Below are 21,247 nucleotides of genomic sequence, written 5' to 3'. Positions count from 1 at the left end.
GTGGATCAGAAATGCGAGTACTGGCTGCCGTTGATCAGGAACAGCGAATAGCACTCACCCGCGGCCGACCAGTAGATGGAGAAGAAGCCCCCGTGGTTCATGGCCTTGCTCCACTGCGCCGCCGTCGCCGTATTGGCCGTGCAGTTGAAGTACGTCGTCGTCGCGCCCGAGGTGAGGGCCGCGGAGAAGTACGGCGCGGCGTTGCTCACCCGGGTGAAGGACGCCTGGGTGCTGGCGCCGACGTGGTTGCGAAAGCCAAGGAGACTGCCGTGGCACCGACCGGAGCCATCCGCGTTCTTGTAGCAGTTCGCGGACTCGGTCTCGAAACCAGCGAAGGCAGCGGGAGCGGCCAACAGCGTCGCGACACAGAAAGCCGAGGCTCCGTGCTTCAAGACATCATGCATGTGAATTCCTTGCTCAAGGGAGGCCAGGTGTTTCTGGCCCCTTGAAAAGAACTCTACGAAGAGCCTCTGACACACCACTTCAGAGCGGCGCGATGGAGTCCGGCACCTGCTCCCGCTCGGGCGCCGCCTGCGTGGACGTGGTGCCCTCCGCGCATACGTACTCCGTGCGCAGCGGCGTGACGAAGCCCACCGTGCCCACGTAGACGAGCGCGCCCCACCAGGGCCAATACACGTCCACACGCGACACCCCGTGGCGACACTCCGCCGCCGACACGTTGGCCGTCGACAGCCCGTACACCAGGCTCACGCCCGTGCGCGCCTCCGGGAGCCCGTCTCGCGGGGCGCCCGTCCGCACGCTCATCCGGAAGCACCCCGTCAGCCCCAGCAGCAATACCCCACAGGCCATGACTCGCAGCATGCGCTCGACACTCCTCCCGGTACGCCGGCCCACGCAAGATACCCGGTAATTCCAGGGCGACGGCGTCGAGGTAGACCCATGTCATCCAAGTCCGCGAACTTCCAACCGCCGCCGGCTGGGGCCCCAGAGGATTTCGCGGTAGGCTGGTGATACCGCCCGAGCGGAGAGTTGCACGCGCATGGCCCATCCCCAAAAGACCCAGGAAGCGAGCACGGAGCCGGAGCAGACGCCGGAGGTCCGCGAGAAGGTGGAGCTGGCGCGCACGTTCGCGTTCCACCTGCTCAAGGGCATCAAGCAGATTGGCATGTACCGCCACAACGATGCGCGCTTCCCGGAGTTCCTCGCCAAGGCGCTGGAGTCCATCACCCAGTACACCGAGAAGTACGGGCCCCTGTCGCTCAAGGTCGAGCAGCAGAACCTGACGCTGCACAACGACTCGCTCTTCACCGAGGACACGCCGCTCCCGTACAAGTTCTTCCGCGACGGCATCCGTCAGCTCATCTTCCGTCCCGGCCTCGTCGTGGAGGAGCTGGTCACCTTCACGATGATTTCCCTGTCGGAGCCGGAGCGCGGCGCCGAGGACGTGCTGGCCCAGCTGTGGCGCGCGGGCATGGAGCACGTCGAGTACGTCGTGGTGGAAGGCTTCTCCATGGAGAACGCCAGCGAAGACGAGGTGCAGGTCGAGGTGGACAAGGTGGTGGGCTACCTCTACGCGCGCCTGCAGACGAACTCGGACGACTACCTGCGCTTCGCTCGCGTGTCCGCGGAGGACCTGGACGCGAAGCTGGACGGCGTGGAGCAGATTCGCGGCCTCGTCGTCGGCGGGCGGCATGCCTCGGATGACCTGAAGGCGAAGCTCCAGCGCGAGGTGTCGGAGGAAGAAGGCGCGCGGCTGTTCCCCAAGCTGGTGAGCGCCGTGTTCCAGGTGGTGGAAGGCGGCGTCGAGGACGGCGCGCTGCTCGAGGAAATCTTCGTGCAGTTGCTGGACATGCTGCTGCTCCAGGACGACTTCGGCACCATCAATCAAATCGTCCTCAAGCTGCGCGCGCTGTCGCAGAAGGAAGGCGGCGCGCCGCTGGAGAAGCTGCTCGAGTCCTTCATGCACAAGATGGGCGAGGAGCAGCGGTTGATGCGCCTGGGCGAGTCGCTCAAGGGCTCGCGTCCCAAGCACCCCGCGGACGTGACGCGCTACCTCCAGGCGCTGGGCCGCGACTCCGTCATCCCCCTGCTCACGGTGCTGGAGACGTTGGAGATTCCGGAGAACCGCGCGCTGTTGTGTGACGCGCTGGCCGTCGTCGCGCGAGAGCTGCCGGAGCCCTTCGTGGCGCGGCTGGTCTCAGACCGTCCGCAGACGGTGCGCGACATGGTGTACGTGCTGGAGAAGAGCAACCACCCCGAGCGCATCAAGATGTTCGGCCAGGTGCTCAAGAGCCCCAACCTGGTGGTGAAGCTGGAGGTGCTCAACATCATCGGGCGCGGGCGCACCGGCGAGGCGCGCCGCCTCATCTTCGAGGCGCTCGCGGACCCCGTCTCCCAGGTGCGCATGGTGGCGGCGCGGATGCTGCCGGAGTTTGATCGCGACAAGGCGTTCTCCGACTTGATGCGCCTGATTCGAGAGCCCGCGTTCGACAAGAAGACGCCCGACGAGCGCACCGCCTTCTACGCGGCCGTCGGTGCGACGGGCACGCCGGGCGCGCTCTCGCACATGCAGCAACTGCTGGCGGTGAAGCCCTCGTTGCTCAACAAGAAGCGCGTGCTGGAAGACAAGATGCTGGCCGTCGCCGGGCTCCAGGGCGCCTGCTCCATCCAGAGCTACAAAATGATGCAGGCCATCGTCGAGGACCGCACCCAGCCGGTGGAACTGCTCACGGCGGCGCGCAAGGCGATGTACCAGACGCGCAAGACGCTGTTCGGTGACTCGGCGCTCCCAGAGGAGGCATAAGCCCATGGCTGAGAACCTCAAAATCACCCAGAGCCAGGACGAGAGCACCAACGAGTTCGGCCGCGAGCACAACGAGAAGCTCCAGGCCCTCTCGCGCTCCATGGTCGCCGGCCTCTACATGCTGGTGCGCTCCGTGAAGATGTATGACCCGGAGAACGGCGTCTTCCAGAAGCCGCTGCACCAGCTCCAGGACATCATCAACCAGATCATCGGCAAGGAAGGCCGACTGGAGCTGGCGGGCGTCAAGGACTCCTTCTACCTGAACAGCATGCTGGTGAAGGTGGACCTGAACTCCATCGAGAACCAGCGATATCTCCTGACGGAGATGCGCGCCAAGGACGTCGGCGGCTTCACGCTCACCAAGCCGGTGACGGTGCCGGACCTGAAGAACTTCATCTGGATCTTCAGCAAGGAGCAGTCGAGCACCTCCGAGGAGGACGGACTCGCCGGCCGCAAGCTGCTCAACATGCGGGTGGCCAAGTTCTCCAAGCTCAAGGAGAAGCTCGACAAGGACATGAACAACGTGGGCGACCAGAAGGTCGATCGCAAGAAGTACGCGATGACCGTCTACGCCCGCTCGGTGTTCTTCCTCAGCAAGTACCTGGAGTCGGTGCGCGCGGGCAAACCCATCAACGCGTCCAAGGCCCTGCGGCTGGTGCAGGACTTCGTGGACATCAGCTACGAGCAGAAGACCCACTTCCTGGGCATGACGACGATGCGGCGCGAGGACGACTACCTCGTGTACCACCAGGTCAACGTGTGCCTGATGTGCATCGTCTTCGGCGCGGAGCTGGGGCTCACGAAGCCGCAGCTGCGAGACCTGGGCTACATCGCCCTCTTCCACGACGCGGGCATGACGACGCTGCCGGAGGAGCTGGCCACCAAGCGCGGGGCGCTGACGCCGGAGGAGCGCGTGGCGGTGCAGCGCGCGCCGCTCATCTCCGTGCGCAACATCCTCATGGAGAAGGGCTTCAGTCGCTCCACCCTGCTGCGCGTCGTGACGACCTTCGAGCACAAGACGGACTTCGGTACCGCGGTGCGCGACTCGCGCGGCAACATCCAGATGATCATCCCGAAGACGAACCTCGGGGCCTACGCGAAGATCATCGCCATCTGCGACGCGTACGACGCGCTCACCTCCAAGCGCCCGTACCGCGATGCCTACGGCCCGGAAGTCGCGCTGATGCTGATGTGGACGGAGATGCGCAACAAGTTCGACCCCGAGCTGCTCGAGGTCTTCATGCGCGTCATGGCCATCCAGCCCGTGAAGGTGCTGTCCAAGCGACAGCAGTCACTCAGCGTTTCCGGCTTGTAGCCGCCGCGCGCTTCTTCGTCGTCTTCCGGGCGGGAGCCTTCTTCGGCTTCGCCTTCGGCTCGGGCTCCGGTGGCGCCTGGGGACCCCGCAGCAGCTCGAGCGCGGCGGTGAAGTCCTCGGGAAGGGGCGCCTCCAGCGAGAGCGCCTTGCCCGTGCGCGGGTGCGCGAAGGCCAGCTTCCACGCGTGCAGGGCCTGGCGTCCCAACCGCTCCTGCGCGGCCGCGGACTCACCCTTCGGCTTGCGCCCGGAGCCGTACAGCGTGTCCCCGAGCAATGGGTGACCCGCCTCCGTGAGGTGCACGCGAATCTGGTGCGTCCGGCCGGTGAGCAGATCCACCTCCACCAGCGCGGCGCCGTCGAAGGCCTCGAGCACGCGGAAGACGGTGATGGCCGGCTTGCCCTCTCGCACCTTCCCGGTGAAGCGCTGACGATTCACCGGGTGGCGGCCATAGAGCGTCTCGATGCGCCCTTGCGCGGGGGGCACGCCGTGCACCAGCGCCAGGTACGTCTTGGTGACTTCGCGCCCCTTGAAGGACTTCTGGAGCGCGACGAGGGCCCGCTCGCTCTTGGCGACGACGAGACAGCCCGTGGTGTCCTTGTCCAGGCGGTGGACGATGCCGGGGCGCAGCTCGCCGCCGACGCCGGCCAGGTCCTTCACGCGATGCAAGAGCGCGTTGACCAGGGTTCCCGTCGCGTGTCCCGCGCCCGGGTGCACCACCATGCCCGCTGCCTTGTCGACGACGACGAGGTCCTTGTCCTCATGCAACACGGACAGGGGCAGCTCCTCGGCCTGAGGAGCGGCGGCCACGGGGGCCGGAACGTGGAGGGTGAGGAGCTCGCCACCGCGCAGGCGCATCGCCGCCTTCACGGGCCTGCCGTCGACGAGCACGTGCCCATCGTCGATGAGGCCCCGGATGCGCGAGCGCGTCAGGTCGGTGAAGACGGTGGCGAGGTACTGGTCGATGCGCTCTCCGCGTGAGGCCGGCGGGGCGCGATGATCTCGGGTGTCGGGCGCTGCCACGTGGAGCGGACTACCAGATCTTCGACTTCACGTGCGCCTTGGAGCGCAACACGATGTCGTTGATGGCGCGCTCGAAGAAGTTCGCGTTCGTGTAGACATCCTGGCTGACGCGGCTCTTGTAGAGCTCACGTCCCTCTTCCAGCTCCTCCTTGAGGACCTCGAAGAGGTTGTCCTGCTCGATACCCTTGATGATCTTCTGCTCGTTGTAGAGCGAGATATCCGAGGCAATCGCACGGGCGAGCCGCATCGCCTTGATCTTTTCCTCGTCCGTCATCGTCCTCCCTACATAGGCACCGCTCGGAGGGGAGTCAACTTTCCTTGTGGTGCGAGCGCAGGTTGGCAGCTCCCCGGGTCAGCATCACTTCTTGCCCGACTTCTCAGAAGCCAAGCCCAGATAGCTCCTGGACACCTGGAGCGGATCCAACCCCAGCTCACGGGCCAGGTTCATGAGGATTCCTCGCAGGTACACGGGCGGGGGCAGCAGCGTGTAACGGTCCGCCTCCACGTTCTCCAGATGACGCAAGGAGATACGGGTGCGATCCGCCACCTGATGGAGCGTGAAGCCCCGAGTCTCCCGGACCCTGCGCAGCAGCTCGCCGTTGAACTCGGCGTCGGCGGGGATGTCCGGGAGGCGCGGACGGACGTCGCGCACGCGGGCGGAGACCTGGGCCAGGGCGGCCTCGGCCGTGGCGATGGCCGAGTCCTGGGAGAGCACCTGTGCCTCTCCCAGCTGACGACCCGAGCCACCCCGGGTCTGCGCGGACGCCCCCGTGCCGGACGCCGTCGAAGGCATGGAACGAGATGTGCCCGTCGACCGACCTGTCGTTGGCGTCACGACGATGGACGTGGCCGGCTCGGGCGCGGGGGGCTCCGCCGACACGGGTGCGACCGGCTGCGCGGAAGCGTCCTGCGCGTTCGACGCAACGGGAGCCTCGTCGACCGGGGGCTCCTCGGCGGGTGCTGGCGTCGATGCGAGGGGACTCGCGGGAACCTCGGCGCCTTGAGCCTCCGCGCTCGCACCAGCCGACTCCGCCGTACTCGTGCTGGATCCCTCGGTGCTCGACGCCGCCTGGGCAGCGACCGCACTCGCGCGGATGGCAGCCTCGACGCTTGGCTCGGTCTGGGCGCTCGTCGCGCTCGCGGTGTCGGGAGCCTCGGTGCTCGACGCCGCCTGAGCTGCCACCGAACTCGCGCTGTCGGGAGCCTCGGTGCTCGACGCCGCCTGGGCAGTTACGGCACTCGCGCTGTCGGGAGCCTCGGTGCTCGACGCCGCCTGGGCAGTGACCGCACTCGCGCTGGTGGGCGCCTCGATGCCCGGCACCGACTGGGCGCTCGTCGCGCTCGCGGTGTCGGGAGCCTCGGAGTTCGACGCCTCGGCGGCGGCACTGGCCGGAACGACGGCCGACGACGTGGCGGCGGACGAATCCGCGCCTGGTTCCACCGAAGCGGAACCCGCCGCTCTCGACTGCGCCACGACGCGCTCCGCCGTCCGCGCCTCCACCACATTCGCCGGGGCAGACTCACCGCGCGCGGGCGCAGACCCGACGTCCACCCTGCCCGCCGCGGGCATGTCCACGAACCCACCGCCGAACGGCGCGGACTGCAAGGAACTGGTCACGTACGACAGCGAATAGCCACTGACGAAGCTGGCCCGGAACGCCGCCGGCCCACTCAGCTCGGGCTCCGGCTCCTCCGTCCCCTTCCCTGCCTCGGAGGCAGAGGACGAAGCCGACGACTCCACCGCACTCGCGAGCGCCTCGGCCGCGCGCTGCACGGGGCCGGAGTCCTTCGCGGGTGCCGTCACGGCCTCGGCCACCTTGCGCGCGGGCAGGCCCAGGTCCTTGTCGTACTCGACCCGCAAGTCGGCGTCCGTGAGGATCTCCATCGCCTCCGTCATCCGGGCGCGGAGGGCGTCCACCTGATCCGCATCCACGAGCGCGTACACCGCGATGGAGTCCGGCGCATAGAGTTCCATCAACCGCGAATAGGCGGCGTGGATCTCCTCCATCTGCGCGGTGACAGGGACCTCCAGGAGCTCGTAATAGGTCTGCTGCGCGAAGGGCTTCATGGCGTGGCGGGAATGGGCGTTCCGTCGATTGCGAGCAAGCGCGAGGCGATGCGTTGAATGGCCAGAGCCGCCGGGGAGTCCGGCCGCTCAATCAATACGGGGCGCCGCTTTCGCACCGCGCGCCACGCCTCATCGTCATACCGGATGGCACCCAGGTCATCCATGTCGATCCCAAAGAACTTCTTCCACGCGGAGGCCACGGCTGTTCCCACGTTCAGGTCCGCGTCCGTCCGGGCCTGGTTCACCACCAGCCGGATGCGGAAGGCCGCCAGCTCTCGCTCCAGTCGCTCCGCACCCACGGGGTCCTTGCGCCTCACCTGCTCGAGCACGTCATGCAGCGTGCGCAGCGAGCCCTCCCGGGTCGTCAGGGCGCTGTCCACCAGGTCCCCGATGCCGTACTCGGCCTCCATCTGCTGCAACCGCCGGAAGAAGGCCGCCTTCGCGAAGCGGTATGCGTTCTCCACCGACGTTGGCTCGGGCAACACCACCAGCAGCCCATGGTCCGCCATGATGAAGAAGTCGATGGTGTTGAAGCTCGTCCCCGCGCCCAGGTCCAGGATGAGGTAGTCCGCCTGCGCCCCCAGGAGCGTCTTCAAGAGCTTCTGCTTCTGCGCGTACTTGAGGTTGGCCGCGTCCAGCGCGTCCTGCGCGCCCGCGATGAGCGACAGCCGAGGCACCCCGGTCGGGACGATGACGTCCTCCAGCCGCGCCTTGTTGCGCCGCAAGAAGTCGGACAGCGTCGCCTCCGGCTGCCCCACGCCCAGACACGTGTGAAGGTTGGCCCCGCCCAGGTCCGCGTCCACCAGCAACACGTTCAGCCCGGACTGCGCCAGCGCCACGCCCAGGTTGGCGGACACCATCGACTTGCCAATGCCACCCTTGCCGCCGCCCACGGCGATGATGCGACGGGGCCGCGCACGTCGTCCCAATCCCGGCGGCCCCGACTGCACCGGCTCGGAGGTCGGGGTCCCCAGGGCACGGGCATCGGCCAGGGGCGCTCGCGAAGGTTTGGACATGGGCGGTCGCATCAAAGCCCGTCCTACCGCCCGAGTCGACTCCCCGCCAATCCCCGGCCATTTCGTCGATCAATCCCCCCACCACCGAGAGGGATGACACCCAGATTTACAGGGCTCGCATGGCTGACCAGTGAACAGGCGACCGAGCGCTCCGCCCTACTCGTCCAGCAGCTCCACGTTCCAGTACGACGCGTCCGCGAGGTGCAGGAAAGGCAGCCACTCCTGATACGTCACCTTGCGCGAAGCGCCTCGGAACAGCGGAGTCCAGCGCGGGCGCACCGGCTTCTTGAGCAGTCTCATGTCGGCCTGCTCCGGCGTGCGGCCCCCCTTCTTCAGGTTGCACGGCACGCACGAGCACACGACATTCTCCCACGTCGTCTTGCCGCCCTGGGTCCGAGGCATGACGTGGTCCAGGTTCAAATCGCTGCGGGGGAGGTTCTTGCCACAGTACTGACAGGTGTCCGCGTCGCGCGCGTAGATGTTGAGCCGGGAGAAACGCACCCTCCCACGCGGGAGATGGTCATACGCGCTGAGCACCAGCACCCGGGGAACGCGGATGGTCCGGTTGATGGTGGTGATGCAGTCGTTGGTGGCGCTCAGTGCCGCCCAATCGGCGAACTCGTAGAGTCGGTACTGCTGGTCAATCGCCTTGGCGACGCCCTGATACAGCAGCGAGAACGCCCGCTTCACCGACGTGACGTGCACCGGTTGGTAGTACCGGTTGAGTACGAGGACGGCGCTGTTGATCATGGTGGTTTCCCGGGACTTGCGGTCGCCACGCTTTCAGCGACCGACGCGAGTTCCTCCTTCGCGAGACAGCGGACGTCGAGGACCACCTCGCCATCCGCGATCCTGCCAATAACCGGCACTTCGCCGCCGCGCAGGCGTTCGAGGAATGATTCCGGTGCACCTACGGTGAGGCTGCACGCGAAGGAAGGCAACCGGGCCAGCGGCATGGCACCCCCGCCCACCTGTCCCACCACCCCGTCCACCCGGGCACTCACACCCTGTTCGGCCAGCAACGCCTGGAGCCGCAGCGCCCGTGCGCGCAGCTCCTCGGACGACTGGGCAAGCAGTCTGTAGGTGGGCACGGCCTCCGGCCTGCCGTCCCGGTACAGCTCCAACGTGGCCTCCAGCGCGGCCACCGTCAGCTTGTCCACACGCAACGCCCGCGTCAGCGGGTGCGCCTTGATGCGCGACACCAGCGCGGAACGTCCCACCACCACGCCCGCCTGCGGCCCGCCCAGCAGCTTGTCCCCGGAGAACGCCACCACGTCCGCCCCCGCGGCCACGACTCCGGGCACCGTGGGCTCCTGGCTCAAGCCCTCTCCCGCCATGGGCACCAGCGCCCCCGAGCCCAGGTCCTGGAACACGGGCACGCCGCGCTGCCGCCCGAGCGCGGACAGCTCCGCCACGCTCGCCTCCTCCGTGAAGCCCACCACCGCGAAGTTGGAGCGGTGCACCTTCAGCAACAGCCCCGTCTCCGCGCCCACCACGCTCGAGTAGTCCGCCACGCGCGTGCGGTTCGTGGTCCCCACCTCCACCAGCTTCGCGCCCGACTGACGCATGACATCCGGCACGCGGAAGCCACCGCCAATCTCCACCAGCTCCCCGCGCGACACGATGCACTCGCGCCCCCCCGCCAGCGCCGCCAACACCAGCAATACGGCCCCCGCGCAGTTGTTGACGACGAGCGCATCCTCCGCGCCGGTCAACTGACGCAACAGCCCCACCACCGGCGCATACCTGCTGCCGCGCTCGCCTTCGTCCAGGTCGTATTCGAGGTTCGAGTACCCTCGCGCCACCTCCGCCACCCGCGCCACCGCCTCGGGCGCGAGCGGCGCGCGCCCCAGGTTGGTGTGCAGCACCACGCCCGTCGCGTTCAGCACGGGACGCAGGCCCGGCGTGGCCAGCGTGCTCAGCGCCTCGCCCACGTCCGCGTCCTCGAAGGAGCGCGGCTCACCCTGGAGCAGCCGGGCCCGCGCGCGCTCCACGGCCAACCTCAGCGCGGACACGGCCCTGGCCCTGGGGACACCCGCAAGCAGCGGCTCCAGCGAAGGCCGCCGCAGGAGCTGCTCGATGGAGGGGAGGGCGCGCAAGAGCGCGTTCTTCCCACCGTCTACATTGTTCGACGGGGGTCCCACGTCTCCGAGTCTAGGAGACGTGGCACCCAATCTCCAAACGACGGGGAGGTGTCAGGCAGGTGACGGCCCGCTCGCGCCCGGGTGCCGCGCGGTGCTCCGCGCTCGACTCAGGGGGGCGTCAGGTACAGGCTGATTTCCTCGGTCGCCCCAGGCAGCCGGATGTGCTTCTCGAACCGCAGCCCCAGCCGCGATAGCACCTTGATGGAGCTGGCGTTGTCGTTCGAGACGATGGCCGCGATGCGCTTCAAGCCGAAGTCACGCAACCCGTGAGCGAGCGTGGCGGAGACAGCCTCCTGGGCGTAGCCCTGCCCCCAATACGCGGGCAGCAGCGCGTAGCCGATGTCCACGTGCTCCAGTGAGTCGCGCTTGAGCAGGCCACACATCCCCAGCGGCGCGCCGTCCGACTTGCGCTCCACCAGGTACAGGCCGAAGCCATGGCGCTCGTACGACACCTGGGGACCGTTGCGGATGTAGCCCCACGCGTCCTCGAGCGTCTTCACACCCCGGTCGCCAATGAAGCGCAGCCACGCTGGCTCATTCACCAACACCAGGATGAAGGGCGCATCCGCCTGCGTCACCCTGCGCAGGACGAGCCGCTCCGTCTCCAGGACTTTCATGCGAAGATCTCCTCGGAAAGCCCGAGGCACCCCTGGACGGAAGTGTCCAGACACGTCAGCCTGCGAGCCACCTTGGAGGATGTACCACGGATGTCCACCCCCTCGAGCCCCGACTCCCGGTTCCAGATTGAAGTCCTCAAGCTGCTGCTCCAGGTCGCCAGTGGCGACGAGGGCGTGAGCCGCCAGGAAATCGACCACATCATGGATACCGCGCGAGGCATGAGCGTGCCGTTGCCGGAGCTGGCCGAGCTGGCGAAGTGCCTCCAGAACGGAATCCCCCTGCCCGCCCCCAACCTGGGAGTCCTCCGCTCCAACCCCCAGGCGGTCGTCGAGGCGACGCACGCCCTCATCTCCAGCGATGGCCACATCCATCCGAGTGAAATCGAGATGCTGCGGCAGATTCGCGAGATGCTCGGTGTCGCGGGCTGACTGAGCGTGGACGCGGGCCGGGAAGAGCGCTCCCGGCACCGTGTCCGTCCAGCGACTACGCGTCGACTTCGTCGACTTCCAGCTCGCTGCCCGCGCCGCTCAACAGCTCCAGCAGCTCCGCCGCGCCGCCCTCGCTGTCCTTCAGCGAGGTGAGCTTGCCGCCGCCGAGGAACTGCATGATGAACTGCTTGCGCATCTCGCAGCGTCCGCCCTGAATCTCGCCCAGGACGGTCAGCGTGTTCGGCTCGCCCTCGCCGACAATCTGGTCGGCGACGTGGCAGTTGCCCAGCACGAGCACGATGGAGTGCAGCTCCGCCGTGCCGACCTTCAGGTCGCCGAGGACGAGCAGGCCGCCGGGGCCCTTCACCACCAGGGTCTCCACGTCCATGTCACCCGTCACGACGACACAATCGCGTGTCTCCAGCGTGCGCGACTGGGCCGTCAACTCTTCGTGGAGTTCGATGCCGGTTCGCAGCATCGCGGAGATGTCGACGGGGGCCGCGAGCAGCGCGTCCTCGTCCAGCGCGGTCAGTCTCTCGTCCGCGGCTGCAAGTGCATCGGCGTGGTCCTGGAGCTTCTTGGGGAGCTGAGTCATGTCTACCGTCGTGAATACCCCAGATCAGGCCGGGAGGAAGCCACCATCGACGGCGAGTGTGGCCCTCGTCACGAATCCGGCCCCCCGGGCACGCGGTTGGAGCGTCGCGAAGGTGACTTCCTCCTCGGTGGCCATGCGACCCATCGGGTGCTCCGCCACCAGCGAGGGGACCAGCGCCTCGTCCTGACGGGGTCCAGGGGGACAGGCACGACCCACTCCGTCGCGCGGAAGCCCGGGGGCGCCCGGCCCCCGAGTCTCACGGTAGGATTTTCCGCTGGGGCCGCTCAGGGCCGGACCTTGACGTGCAGCAGGTCCAGCCGGCGCAGGCGGGGCATGTACCAGGTCCCATCCAACTCGAAGGGCGCGGCCAGGGTTCCCGTCGCGATGACCCCATCACCCACGGGCGCCAGGTGGAGACCCGACTGGAGAGGATCCAACACGCGCACCCAGCGCGTCGCCAGACTGGGAGCGAAGCCCGCCAGCGTGGGGCGGTCGGGTGCCACGTCCTCGGGGAGCCCCACGAAGCCGAGCCCCAACAGGCGACCCCACCCGGACTGAGCCGTCATGATGTTGCCCGACGCATCCACGACGAGCGAGCCGAAGCTCAGGCTGCGCCCCCTGTCGTCCTGGAACTGCCTTAGCGCCACCTCCGCGCCCGTCGCGCTCAGCCGCCCCAACAGGGCATCACGCTGCCCGTCGTAGAAGTCGTCCGGCTCCAGGCTCGCGTAGGACGTGCCCGCGAAGGTGAAGCGACCGTCGAAGTTCCCCGTGAAGGCCACGCTCCCGTCCGGAAGGACGCCCACCGCGAGCACGTCCGCGTAGTGGCCGTAGGTCGTGGGCAGCAGCCAGACCCACAGCGGCGCACCACTCACGCTCCACCGCGCCACGAACGGGCCCTGGCCGGTGATGGCGCCCGCTCCGAAGTCGGTGCCCTGGGCCGCCCAGCCACCGACGGTGACGTTCTCCTGGGCGTCCACGGCCACGCTCACCGCCTGGGTGCCACGCAGCGACTGCCCGGCCAGCACCCGCGCCCACTGGTAGGCACCATCCCACTGGACCTTCAGGACGAAGGAGTTGGGGCCCTCGTCGTCATAGGGGCGCGGCTTGCCTGAGTAGACAGGCCCGGCTCCGAAGTCGGCATGACCCCAGAAGCCGCCCGTCACCACGGCGCTGCCATGCGCGTCCGTCGCCAGGTCGTACACGGGGATGATGTTGTCCTCGGGGCCATCCTCTCCCTGGCTCCAGGACCGGTAGCCCCGCGTCCAGTCCACCGCGCCCGTGGGCGTGAGCTTCAGCAGGAACATGCCCTGCCCCTGTGGCAGCGGGCCCTTGCCCAGGTCAGGTGCGCCGGAGTACTCGCCCGTGGCGAGCACGTTGCCCAGGGTGGTCACCGCCACCTTCCTGAAGGTGACCCCCGGGTGCGCGAACTCGCGCGTCCACGCAACGCCGCCGTCCGCGCGGTGGAGCGTGATGACGTCCGTCTCCGCTCCCGAATACGGCCCATCCTGCGTCTGCGCCACCGCGCTGAGCACGGCGAAGCCACCATCCGGCGCGGGGGCTGTGTGAATCGCGCGCTCCGCCTCGGGACGGTTCGACTGCTTCACCCACGTGGTGGTCCCCGCCGGCTGCGTGCCTCGGTACGAGCAGAACGGCGCGCTCTCCGTGACGACGACCAGGCGGGGCGCGGCGTCCAGAATCTGCTCCCGCGCCGCATCCACCGACGCGAAGCTCAGACCGTCGTTCGAGGAGGGATACAGCTGGAAGGCATGGCGGCCCGAGGTGGTGACGGTGGCCGTCACGTCGTACTCCACCCACTCGTCCTTCTTCACCGCCCACGCGTCGGCGAGGACTTCATTGACGAAGGGCGGAGGGTGAGACCAGGTGGTCTCCTTGGGGTCGAACGGAACGGACTTGAGGAGCCGGGGCGCGCGGTCCGAGGCCTCCAGCGCATACAACTGGAGCAACACGCGGCGCACTTGTCCCGGCGGCAACTGCACGTCGAAGTCGAGGTAGCTGTAGAACCCCGGCTGCGTGTCCACCTTCAGCGACGCCTCGCGGTGGAACGTCGTGTCCGGACGGTACTGGTCGATATAGGTGTCGTGCAGCGGATAGAGGGTCGTCGAGACAATCTCCCGACGCGTCAGGCACGCATCCCCCGGCGCCGTGCGGGACGCACCCGTCCAGACGAGGAGCTGAGGCCCGGGCACGGAGGAGGACTCCCAGGAGACGAACGTCACCGGGGTGGTCGAGTTCCCATACAACCCGAACGAGACGTCGCCATTGCCTCGCACCAGGTCCGTCACGTCGTATTCCACGGTGCCGAGGGGCGAGAGGAACGGAACATAGGACAGCACGCCGCCCACCCGCTGCGGGCGCGTATTCCAGGTGACGCTCGACTCATTCCAGGCCCCCTGAATCGCATACACGGAGGGACCTCCCGCCGTGCCCTCGTCGGAGACGTTCAAACGCAGAATCGCGCGTTGGACGGTCTCCGTCAGGCCTTGCACCGAGAAGCGCAGATACGCCTCGCGCTTCTGGCCATTGTCCACCCACAGCTTCCGCGACGTGCCTCCGGCCGAGGAGCCCGGCGCGGCCTCGGAGACATACGTGTCGGCGCTCGCGTTGAAGAGCGTGGGCGGACCCGACACCGGGAGCGGCGTGGGACGGTGCGGAGGATGGTCCTCCGCCGACTCGACGGTGAGGACGAGCTGGGGACGCAGCGCGGCGTTTGGATGTTCGCTCGACGCAATCGTCACTCCATCCGTGCTGTCGGGCCGCAGGTGGACGTCGGTATAGGCGTTCTGGGAGATGTGCAGGTCGGAGATATCCAGCTCAATCCAGGTGCCGCTCGTCACTGCGCCCGCGCTGGCGAGGATGTTGTTGGCCGGGGGTGGACGTGTGTTCCACGTCGTCAGCTCGTTCCAGTTGCGTCCATCCAACCGGGGGTCATGCGCGGTGGGCCCATCCGACGAGCCATCCAACGCATAGACCCGCAGCCGCGCCGTCGTCAGCGTCCCCTCGAACGGGGTGATGAGGAAGCGCAGGTACGCCTCCGACTCTGGAGACCGGTCCACCTCCATCGTCGGTGACGACCCGAAGCTCGTCGTCGGTGACGTCGACACCACGTGCGTGTCCGCCGCCGCGATGAAGGTCACCGCCTGTGTATTGAGTTCGTCACGCCGCTGGCCGTCCGGGGCCGCATCCAGCGTGGAAGCAGACACTTCACCCTGGGAACTCACACACCCACCCAGGAGTGCGAGCGCCATTCCCAGACTCCAACCCACCACTCCGCCTGTCACGTATCTCACGTCATCTCTCCTTCGGGTCCAGCCAGGACGATGCGTGAGCAACAGGTGCGCCAATCCATCTGTCCGTTGGAAGTCTCGCGGGGTGCCCGCACCGCTCAAGGGCGGAGCTTGAAGTGCAGCAAGTCCGAGCGACGCTCGCGGGGCGTGTACCAGGTGCCCTCCAGCTCGAAGGGCGTCTTGAGGTCCGCGGTCACCACGAGGCCATCACTCACCGGAGACAGGAGGAGCTGCGACTGGAGCGGAGCGAACACGCGAACCCAGCGCGTCCGCAGGTCGACGCCGAAGCCCGCCACCGTCGGGCGCAACGACGCACCCTCTTCCGTCGGACCGACGTCCCCGAGCCCCAGCCTGCTTCCGCCTCCAAGCTGCGACGTCACGACGTTCCCCGACGCATCCACCACCAGGTCATGGAAGTCGACGTCCTGGAGCTGCCTCAGCGTCACCTCGTCGCCCGTCGCGCTCAGGCGGCCCAGCATCGTGTCGCGCGGCCCGCCATCGTATTCGTCCGGCTCCCGGCTCGCGTACTCCTGCCCGGCGAACGTGAAGCGGCCTCCGAAGTTCCCCGTGAAGAAGACGCCGCCGTCGGGCAACAACGCCAGCGTGGACAGCCCACTGAAATAGACCGGGATGACCCGGGACCAGACAGGTGCACCGCTCGCATCCCAGCGCGCCACGAAGGCGCCGTTCTGGGTGATGGCACCCGCTCCAAAGTCCGTGCCCTGCCCCGCCCAGCCGCCGACGGTGACGCGCTCCTCCGCGTCCACCGCCACGCTTGTCGCCTGGGCTCCCCGGAGCGAGTCCGACGTCAGCGTGCGCGCCCACTGATAGGCGCCGTCCCACTGGAGCTTCAGGACGAAGGAGTTCGGATACGTGTCGTCATACGGGAACGGCTTGCCGGAATAGACGGGCCCCGCTCCGAAGTCCGTGTAGCCCCAGAAGGTCCCCACCACGAGCGCGCTGCCATGCGCGTCCGTCGCCAGGTCGAGCACCTGCATCGGGTTGTCGACGGACTCGTCCATCCGCTGGAACCACGCCTTGTAGCCACGCGTCCAGACCACCCCGCCCGTGGGCGAAAGCTTCATCACGAACATGCCCTGCCCTCGCGGCAGCGCGCCCGTGCCCAGGTCCGGTGCACCGAGGTAGCTCCCCGCCACCAGGACATTTCCCTGCTTCGTCACCACCACCCGCTCGAAGGACACCTGCGGATGGGAGAACGCGCGGCTCCACGCGACGCTCCCGTCCGCGCGGTGAAGGGTGACGACATCCGTCCGCTCGGAAGACGGGGGACTGGTCACCGGTTGCTCCACCCTGCTGATGACGACGAAGCCGCCGTCGAGCGCGGGGGCCGAGTGAGTCGAAAGCTCCGCCGAGGGGTCGCTCGACTGAGTCACCCACGCCGTCGAGCCTGATGGAGGCGTGCCCTGGTAGGAACAGAAGGGCTCGCTGTCGGTGATGACCACCAGTCGCGGCGCGACGGAGAGCAGCCCTCGCTCCTCCATCTCGGACGAGGCGAAGCGCATCCCATCCGCGGAACCATCGAGCAACGCGAAGGCGTGACGCCCCGACGTCGTCACCACGTCCGTCACGTCCAGCTCCACCCACTGGTCCTTCTTCAGCGCCCCCAGGTCCCCCACCACGCCCCCCATGATGGCGGGCTTGCGATACCAGTCCGTCGTCGCCTCATCGAACGGAGCGGCCTGGAACAACCGGGGCCCATTCCCGGAGGCATCCAGTGCATAGAGGCGCAGCAACACGCGGCGGACCGGCGCCGCCCCCAGTTGTACGTCGAACTCCAGGTAGCTCTCCGCGCGCGGTGACGCATCCACACGCAACGAGGCCTCGCGGTAATGCTGCGTGGTGGGGCTGTCCGGCGTGACGAAGGTGTCCTGCGACGCGAGGATGGAGGTCGCGAGAACCTCCTGGCGTGTCAGGCAGTCATCCGTCGGAGCAGTCCGGGGCGCCCCCGTCCAGACGAGCAATTGGGGCTCGAGTGCGAGGACCTCTCGCGAGTGGAACGACACCTCGTCGCCGGAGTTCGCATACAGGCCGAAGGTGACGTCGCCATCGCCTCGCACCTCTTCCGTCACGTCGTAGTCCGCGAAGCCGAACGGCGCGAGGAACGGTGCGCGGTCCAGCGAGCCGCCCACCTTCGTCGGGCGCGTGTTCCAGGTGACAGCCTCGCTCCATGCCCCCTGCGTGGCGAAGACCGAGGGCCCTCCCTCCGTGCCATCCTCGCGAACGCGCAGGCGCAACACCGCGCGCTGCACCGTCTCCGTCAGCCCCTGCACGGAGAAGCGAAGATGCGCCTCTCGCTCCGGCGTGCTCCCGACGCGAAGCGCCTCCGACACACCACCGGCCGAGGAGTCCGGCACATCCACGGAGACAAACGTGTCAGCGCTCGGAGCGAACGAAACGGGCGTACCCGACACCGGGAGTGGCTCGGGGCGCGGAGGCGGATGGTCCTTCGCGGACTCGATGGTGAGGACGAGCTGGGGGCGCAGCGCGGGGTCCGGGTGTTCGCTCGACGCGAGCGTCACGCCATCCGGGCTGTCTCCCCCCATGAAGATGTCGAGATAGCTGCTCTGGGAAACGTGCAGGTCGCTGACATCCAGCTCCATCCACGTCCCGCTGGCGACGGGGCCCGCGCTGACGAGCGCCCAATAGCCGCCCCACTGCGGACGCGTGTCCCACGTCGTCAGCTCGTTCCATGTCCGGACTCCTGGCGGGTCGTGGACGGTGGGCCCGTCCTCCGTGCCCTCCAGCACGTACAGGCGCAGGCGCGCGGTCGTCATCGTCCCCTCGAAGGGCTGGATGAGGAAGCGGAGGTAGGCCTCGGCATCGGGCGAGCGACCGAGCACCAGCGTCTCCGAGGAGCCGAAGCTCGTCGTCGGAGACGTCGCCACGACGTGCGTGTCCGCCGCCGCGACGAACGTCACCGTCCGGGTGACGAGTTCCTCACGCCGACCATCTGGAGGAGCGACCACCTCCGTGGAACCCGGCGCCACACCTTGGGAAGCCCCGCACCCACTCAGGAGCGCGAACACCACTCCCCAGCCCCTCCAACCCGCCCCGACCGTCATCCGCCTCACGTCACCGCTCCCTTGAGACCAGAGGAGACGATGGGTGAGCAACAGTCACGCCAGTCAGGGCCGGTGCGCTCCCTCTACCTGGTGGGCGAGGGAGCGAGCACCGTGTCCCGCGGCGTCAGTACACGTTGTACTTGCGGCGCAGCGCCTCGTGCTCTTCCGCGTTGCGCGAGGGGCGCAGCGTCTTCTGCGCGTCGTGCAGGTAGTACCAGAACTCGCTCGGCGTGGGCGCCATGGCGGCCTGGAGCGACGCCACCGTGGGCGCGCCGATGGGACCCGGGGGCAGGCCCTTGCGATGACGCGTGTTGTACGGGTCCTCGGGGTCCCTCAGTCGCTGGAGGAACGCCTTGCGGTCATTCCACTGCGCGAGCACGTACCGCGACGTCGCGTCCACGCCGAGCGGATAGCCCTTGTCCACGCGCTTCCAGAGGATGCCCGCGACCAGCGGACGCTGGTCCGGCACGGGCTCCTCGCGCTCCAGCATGGAGGCCATCACCACCACCTCGTGCAGCGTCCTCCCGCTCTTGGAGATGGCGTCCCGGTTGGGCGTGTAGAAGCGCTCCCCGAAGGCATTCAACTGACGCTGGATGAGGTCCTCGACGTCGAACTTCCCCGGAATCACGCCGTAGGACTCCGGGTACAGGTAGCCCTCCAGGGTGGTGGTGGGCAGGGGGAACGGCGCGGTGAAGCGACTGGGATTGCTGGCCGCGGTGATGTACGCGCCCGCGGTGATGAAGCCCGCCGCCGTGAGCGCCGCGTCGGTGTCCCGCAGGCGCCAGCCCTCCACCACCAGGAACGGGATGTCGTCGGGGAGCGGGTTGCCCTCCAGCACCGTGGCCAGCTCCGCCACCGTCATGGACGGGCTCACCGGGTGTCGTCCCGCCTTGGGCGAGAACGAGCCACGACGGAAGAGGTGCCAGCGCCACACCCGCGCATCACGGATGAGGCCCTGGTTGGCGAGCAGCACGCCCAGGCCTCTCCCGGAAGTGCCCTTGGGGACGGTGAACTCCACGGGGGTCGCGCCGGGGGCCGCGACGGCTTGATGCGCCGCCTGCTCCACCCACCAGAACGCACCCACACCCGCAGCCGCCAACAGCACGAAGACCACTGCCAGACTCACGAGGACTTTCTTCATCGCGGCGCAGGGTAGCACCGTCGTCCCGCCGTGCATCCATTCGAGTCACCGGATGTCCGCTCCCGGGCGCTGGCCCGGCCACCAACCAGGCGGCACGGGCCACGGCCCCTCCTCGTCCCCCTGCCTTGGGTCATCCGTTCCGACTGGCCTCCAGGTGCGAACTCCCTCGCGAACGTGCGCGTGACGATGGCGACAAGACGCGGCGCCGTCCTTTGTACAGAGGGTCAGCCACCCCAGTTCTTCCGGAGAGGGGCCAGAGAGCCAGGGGCCGATGGCGGGTCATGAACACGGGGCACATCTTCGCAACCGTTGCATCTACCCACGACCCGAGGACCCTCGTATGGCCACTCAAGCCGGCAAGCTCCAGGGCAGCTACCTTTCGACTCGCGACGGAACCCAGATCTACTTCAAGGACTGGGGTCCCAAGGACGGACAACCCATCGTCTTCTCCCATGGCTGGCCGCTCACGGCCGATGCCTGGGAAGACCAGATGATGTACCTGTCCGAACGAGGCTTCCGCACCATCGCGCATGATCGTCGTGGCAACGGGCGTTCGTCACAGCCATGGGAAGGCCACGACATGGACCACTTCGCGGATGACCTCGCGGAGCTGACCGCCGCGCTCGACTTGCGCAAGGCCGTGCATGTCGGCCACTCGACGGGCGGCGGCGAGGTGACGCGGTACATCGGCCGCCATGGAACTTCTCGCGTCGCCAAGGCCGTGCTCATTGGCGCCGTGCCTCCCATCATGCTCAAGACGGACTGGCACCCGAATGGCCTGCCCATGAAGGTCTTCGACGACATCCGCTCGGGCGTGCGTGGCGACCGCTCCTCCTTCTTCAAAGAACTGAGCATGGCGTTCTACGGCTTCAACCGGCCGGGAGCGAAGGTCTCCGAGGGCCTGAGGGAGAGCTTCCGCCTCCAGGGTCTGCAGGGCTCGCTGAAGTCCGAGTACGACACCATCAAGGCCTTCTCGGAGTCGGACTTCCGCGCGGACCTGGCGAAGTTCGACGTGCCCACGTTGGTGATGCACGGCGACGACGACCAGATTGTCCCCTTCGAGGGCGCGGGGAAGATCACCGCCACGCTCGTGAAGGGCGCGCAGTTGAAGGCCTACAAGGGCTTCCCCCACGGCATGTGCTCGACCCACAAGGACGTCATCAACGAGGACCTGCTGCTCTTCATCAAGGGCTAACGCGACGAACAGGCCGCGCGGGCCAGCTCAACCACCCGCGCGGGCCGTTCAGCCTCCCACCATCTTCAGGAAGCGCCGCTGCATCTCCTCCGGAGACACCTCTTCGATGCGCATGGAGAGCGACCAGCGGTGGCCGAACGGATCCTGGATGTGGGCCACGCGGTCGCCGTAGAACTCGTCCTTGATGGGACGCTCCAGCACGGCTCCGGCGGCGATGGCCCGTTGGGCCATGGCGTCCACGTCGTCGACCGAGAGGTTGAGCAGGCTCGTCGCCCCTCCCCGACTCTGCGGCCCGACGATTCCGTACTCCGGATACTCATCCGCGATGGACAGCACCACTCCGCCCAGGAGCATCTCCGCATGGCCCAGGCGACCGGAGGGCTCCACCAGCCGCATCCGCTCCTCGGCGCCGAAGACCTGGGAATAGAACGTGAGCGCGGCGGTCGCGTTCTTCATCACGAGCTGGATGCCCAACCGAGGCTGCGGGGACACGTCCTTCTTCATGGCAACCGTGGTGTCTGGCTTCATCACGAACCTCCTGGTTCAAGGGTGGA

Annotated in this window: 18 protein-coding genes; 4 read left to right on the top strand and 14 right to left on the bottom strand. The window is 67.9% G+C overall.

Annotated elements, in window-relative coordinates; genetic code table 11:
* Window positions 1–5 precede the first annotated feature (5 nt).
* Together HUA76_RS22460 and HUA76_RS22455 are read right to left on the bottom strand one after the other, a co-directional pair.
* Window positions 6–404: a hypothetical protein gene (locus HUA76_RS22460; protein WP_141647226.1), complete on the bottom strand. Its 399-nt coding sequence runs from the start codon at window positions 402–404 to the stop codon at window positions 6–8.
* Between the two features lie 79 nt (window positions 405–483).
* A complete protein-coding gene (locus tag HUA76_RS22455; RefSeq protein WP_141647227.1) occupies window positions 484–822 on the bottom strand; it encodes a hypothetical protein in 339 nt (112 codons plus the stop codon).
* 178 nt (window positions 823–1,000) lie between these two features.
* Between HUA76_RS22455 and HUA76_RS22450 the strand changes: the two genes are divergently transcribed.
* Both HUA76_RS22450 and HUA76_RS22445 read left to right on the top strand, forming a co-directional pair.
* Entirely contained in the window at window positions 1,001–2,764 is a 1,764-nt protein-coding gene (locus HUA76_RS22450; RefSeq protein ID WP_174462027.1) for a HEAT repeat domain-containing protein, read from the top strand.
* Window positions 2,765–2,768: 4 nt separating this feature from the next.
* Entirely contained in the window at window positions 2,769–4,079 is a 1,311-nt protein-coding gene (locus tag HUA76_RS22445) for an HD-GYP domain-containing protein (protein ID WP_141647229.1), read from the top strand.
* On the opposite strand, the gene HUA76_RS22440 is transcribed toward HUA76_RS22445, so the two are convergent.
* The 7 genes from HUA76_RS22440 to HUA76_RS22410 form a co-directional block, all read right to left on the bottom strand.
* Complete coding sequence (locus tag HUA76_RS22440; RefSeq protein ID WP_174459196.1) at window positions 4,060–5,100, bottom strand: RluA family pseudouridine synthase; 1,041 nt, start codon at window positions 5,098–5,100, stop codon at window positions 4,060–4,062. The two genes, HUA76_RS22445 and HUA76_RS22440, sit on opposite strands and share 20 nt — an antisense overlap.
* A gap of 10 nt (window positions 5,101–5,110) precedes the next feature.
* Entirely contained in the window at window positions 5,111–5,374 is a 264-nt protein-coding gene (locus HUA76_RS22435) for a hypothetical protein (protein ID WP_141647231.1), read from the bottom strand.
* A gap of 84 nt (window positions 5,375–5,458) precedes the next feature.
* Window positions 5,459–7,168 carry a helix-turn-helix domain-containing protein gene (locus tag HUA76_RS22430; protein WP_174462026.1) on the bottom strand — a complete coding sequence of 570 codons (1,710 nt, stop codon included), beginning with the start codon at window positions 7,166–7,168 and terminating at the stop codon, window positions 5,459–5,461.
* Window positions 7,165–8,118 carry a P-loop NTPase gene (locus tag HUA76_RS22425; protein ID WP_141647234.1) on the bottom strand — a complete coding sequence of 318 codons (954 nt, stop codon included), beginning with the start codon at window positions 8,116–8,118 and terminating at the stop codon, window positions 7,165–7,167. Before HUA76_RS22425 ends, HUA76_RS22430 begins: the two co-directional genes overlap by 4 nt.
* A gap of 222 nt (window positions 8,119–8,340) precedes the next feature.
* Window positions 8,341–8,934 (bottom strand): HNH endonuclease, encoded by a 594-nt coding sequence (locus tag HUA76_RS22420; protein WP_141647233.1) that lies wholly within the window; start codon window positions 8,932–8,934, stop codon window positions 8,341–8,343.
* The gene (selA, locus tag HUA76_RS22415) at window positions 8,931–10,328 is read right to left on the bottom strand and encodes an L-seryl-tRNA(Sec) selenium transferase (protein WP_174462025.1); all 1,398 of its coding nucleotides are present in this window, start codon (window positions 10,326–10,328) and stop codon (window positions 8,931–8,933) included. The genes HUA76_RS22420 and selA overlap by 4 nt, the downstream gene beginning before the upstream one ends.
* Before the next feature lie 107 nt (window positions 10,329–10,435).
* Window positions 10,436–10,945: a GNAT family N-acetyltransferase gene (locus HUA76_RS22410; protein WP_141649184.1), complete on the bottom strand. Its 510-nt coding sequence runs from the start codon at window positions 10,943–10,945 to the stop codon at window positions 10,436–10,438.
* A 90-nt stretch (window positions 10,946–11,035) separates the two neighbouring features.
* On the opposite strand from HUA76_RS22410, the gene HUA76_RS22405 reads away from it, so the two are divergent.
* Window positions 11,036–11,374, top strand: a complete 339-nt coding sequence (locus HUA76_RS22405; protein ID WP_141649183.1) for a TerB family tellurite resistance protein — start codon at window positions 11,036–11,038, stop codon at window positions 11,372–11,374.
* 55 nt (window positions 11,375–11,429) lie between these two features.
* Here the strand turns inward: HUA76_RS22405 and HUA76_RS22400 are convergent, their stop codons facing one another.
* From HUA76_RS22400 to mltG, 4 genes are all read right to left on the bottom strand, one after another.
* Entirely contained in the window at window positions 11,430–11,969 is a 540-nt protein-coding gene (locus HUA76_RS22400) for a hypothetical protein (RefSeq protein WP_141649182.1), read from the bottom strand.
* A gap of 284 nt (window positions 11,970–12,253) precedes the next feature.
* Entirely contained in the window at window positions 12,254–15,235 is a 2,982-nt protein-coding gene (locus tag HUA76_RS22395; protein ID WP_174462024.1) for a DNRLRE domain-containing protein, read from the bottom strand.
* Between the two features lie 137 nt (window positions 15,236–15,372).
* The gene (locus HUA76_RS22390; protein WP_371823508.1) at window positions 15,373–18,282 is read right to left on the bottom strand and encodes a DNRLRE domain-containing protein; all 2,910 of its coding nucleotides are present in this window, start codon (window positions 18,280–18,282) and stop codon (window positions 15,373–15,375) included.
* 199 nt (window positions 18,283–18,481) lie between these two features.
* A complete protein-coding gene (gene mltG / locus HUA76_RS22385; RefSeq protein ID WP_141648576.1) occupies window positions 18,482–19,498 on the bottom strand; it encodes an endolytic transglycosylase MltG in 1,017 nt (338 codons plus the stop codon).
* A gap of 340 nt (window positions 19,499–19,838) precedes the next feature.
* Here mltG and HUA76_RS22380 point away from each other — a divergent pair, with 340 nt between their 5' ends.
* Window positions 19,839–20,693, top strand: a complete 855-nt coding sequence (locus HUA76_RS22380; protein WP_174462023.1) for an alpha/beta fold hydrolase — start codon at window positions 19,839–19,841, stop codon at window positions 20,691–20,693.
* Between the two features lie 48 nt (window positions 20,694–20,741).
* Here HUA76_RS22380 and HUA76_RS22375 read toward each other — a convergent pair whose 3' ends face one another.
* Entirely contained in the window at window positions 20,742–21,221 is a 480-nt protein-coding gene (locus tag HUA76_RS22375; protein ID WP_141648574.1) for a VOC family protein, read from the bottom strand.
* Window positions 21,222–21,247: the final 26 nt, after the last annotated feature.

The sequence above is a fragment of the Myxococcus sp. CA056 genome (genome assembly GCF_013336715.1).
Taxonomy (GTDB): domain Bacteria; phylum Myxococcota; class Myxococcia; order Myxococcales; family Myxococcaceae; genus Myxococcus; species Myxococcus llanfairpwllgwyngyllgogerychwyrndrobwllllantysiliogogogochensis.
Note: the sequence above shows the minus strand (reverse complement) of the source record. Positions and strands in the feature narration are given on the sequence as shown.

Bases quoted from the DNA above. Each gene is read 5' to 3' on its own strand.
- HUA76_RS22460 (WP_141647226.1), bottom strand. From the start codon at position 404: ATGCATGATGTCTTGAAGCACGGAGCCTCGGCTTTCTGTGTCGCGACG.
- HUA76_RS22455 (WP_141647227.1), bottom strand. From the start codon at position 822: ATGCTGCGAGTCATGGCCTGTGGGGTATTGCTGCTGGGGCTGACGGGG.
- HUA76_RS22450 (WP_174462027.1), top strand. From the start codon at position 1,001: ATGGCCCATCCCCAAAAGACCCAGGAAGCGAGCACGGAGCCGGAGCAG.
- HUA76_RS22445 (WP_141647229.1), top strand. From the start codon at position 2,769: ATGGCTGAGAACCTCAAAATCACCCAGAGCCAGGACGAGAGCACCAAC.
- HUA76_RS22435 (WP_141647231.1), bottom strand. From the start codon at position 5,374: ATGACGGACGAGGAAAAGATCAAGGCGATGCGGCTCGCCCGTGCGATT.
- HUA76_RS22430 (WP_174462026.1), bottom strand. From the start codon at position 7,168: ATGAAGCCCTTCGCGCAGCAGACCTATTACGAGCTCCTGGAGGTCCCT.
- HUA76_RS22420 (WP_141647233.1), bottom strand. From the start codon at position 8,934: ATGATCAACAGCGCCGTCCTCGTACTCAACCGGTACTACCAACCGGTG.
- HUA76_RS22410 (WP_141649184.1), bottom strand. From the start codon at position 10,945: ATGAAAGTCCTGGAGACGGAGCGGCTCGTCCTGCGCAGGGTGACGCAG.
- HUA76_RS22405 (WP_141649183.1), top strand. From the start codon at position 11,036: ATGTCCACCCCCTCGAGCCCCGACTCCCGGTTCCAGATTGAAGTCCTC.
- HUA76_RS22400 (WP_141649182.1), bottom strand. From the start codon at position 11,969: ATGACTCAGCTCCCCAAGAAGCTCCAGGACCACGCCGATGCACTTGCA.
- HUA76_RS22395 (WP_174462024.1), bottom strand. From the start codon at position 15,235: ATGGCGCTCGCACTCCTGGGTGGGTGTGTGAGTTCCCAGGGTGAAGTG.
- mltG (WP_141648576.1), bottom strand. From the start codon at position 19,498: ATGAAGAAAGTCCTCGTGAGTCTGGCAGTGGTCTTCGTGCTGTTGGCG.
- HUA76_RS22380 (WP_174462023.1), top strand. From the start codon at position 19,839: ATGGCCACTCAAGCCGGCAAGCTCCAGGGCAGCTACCTTTCGACTCGC.
- HUA76_RS22375 (WP_141648574.1), bottom strand. From the start codon at position 21,221: ATGAAGCCAGACACCACGGTTGCCATGAAGAAGGACGTGTCCCCGCAG.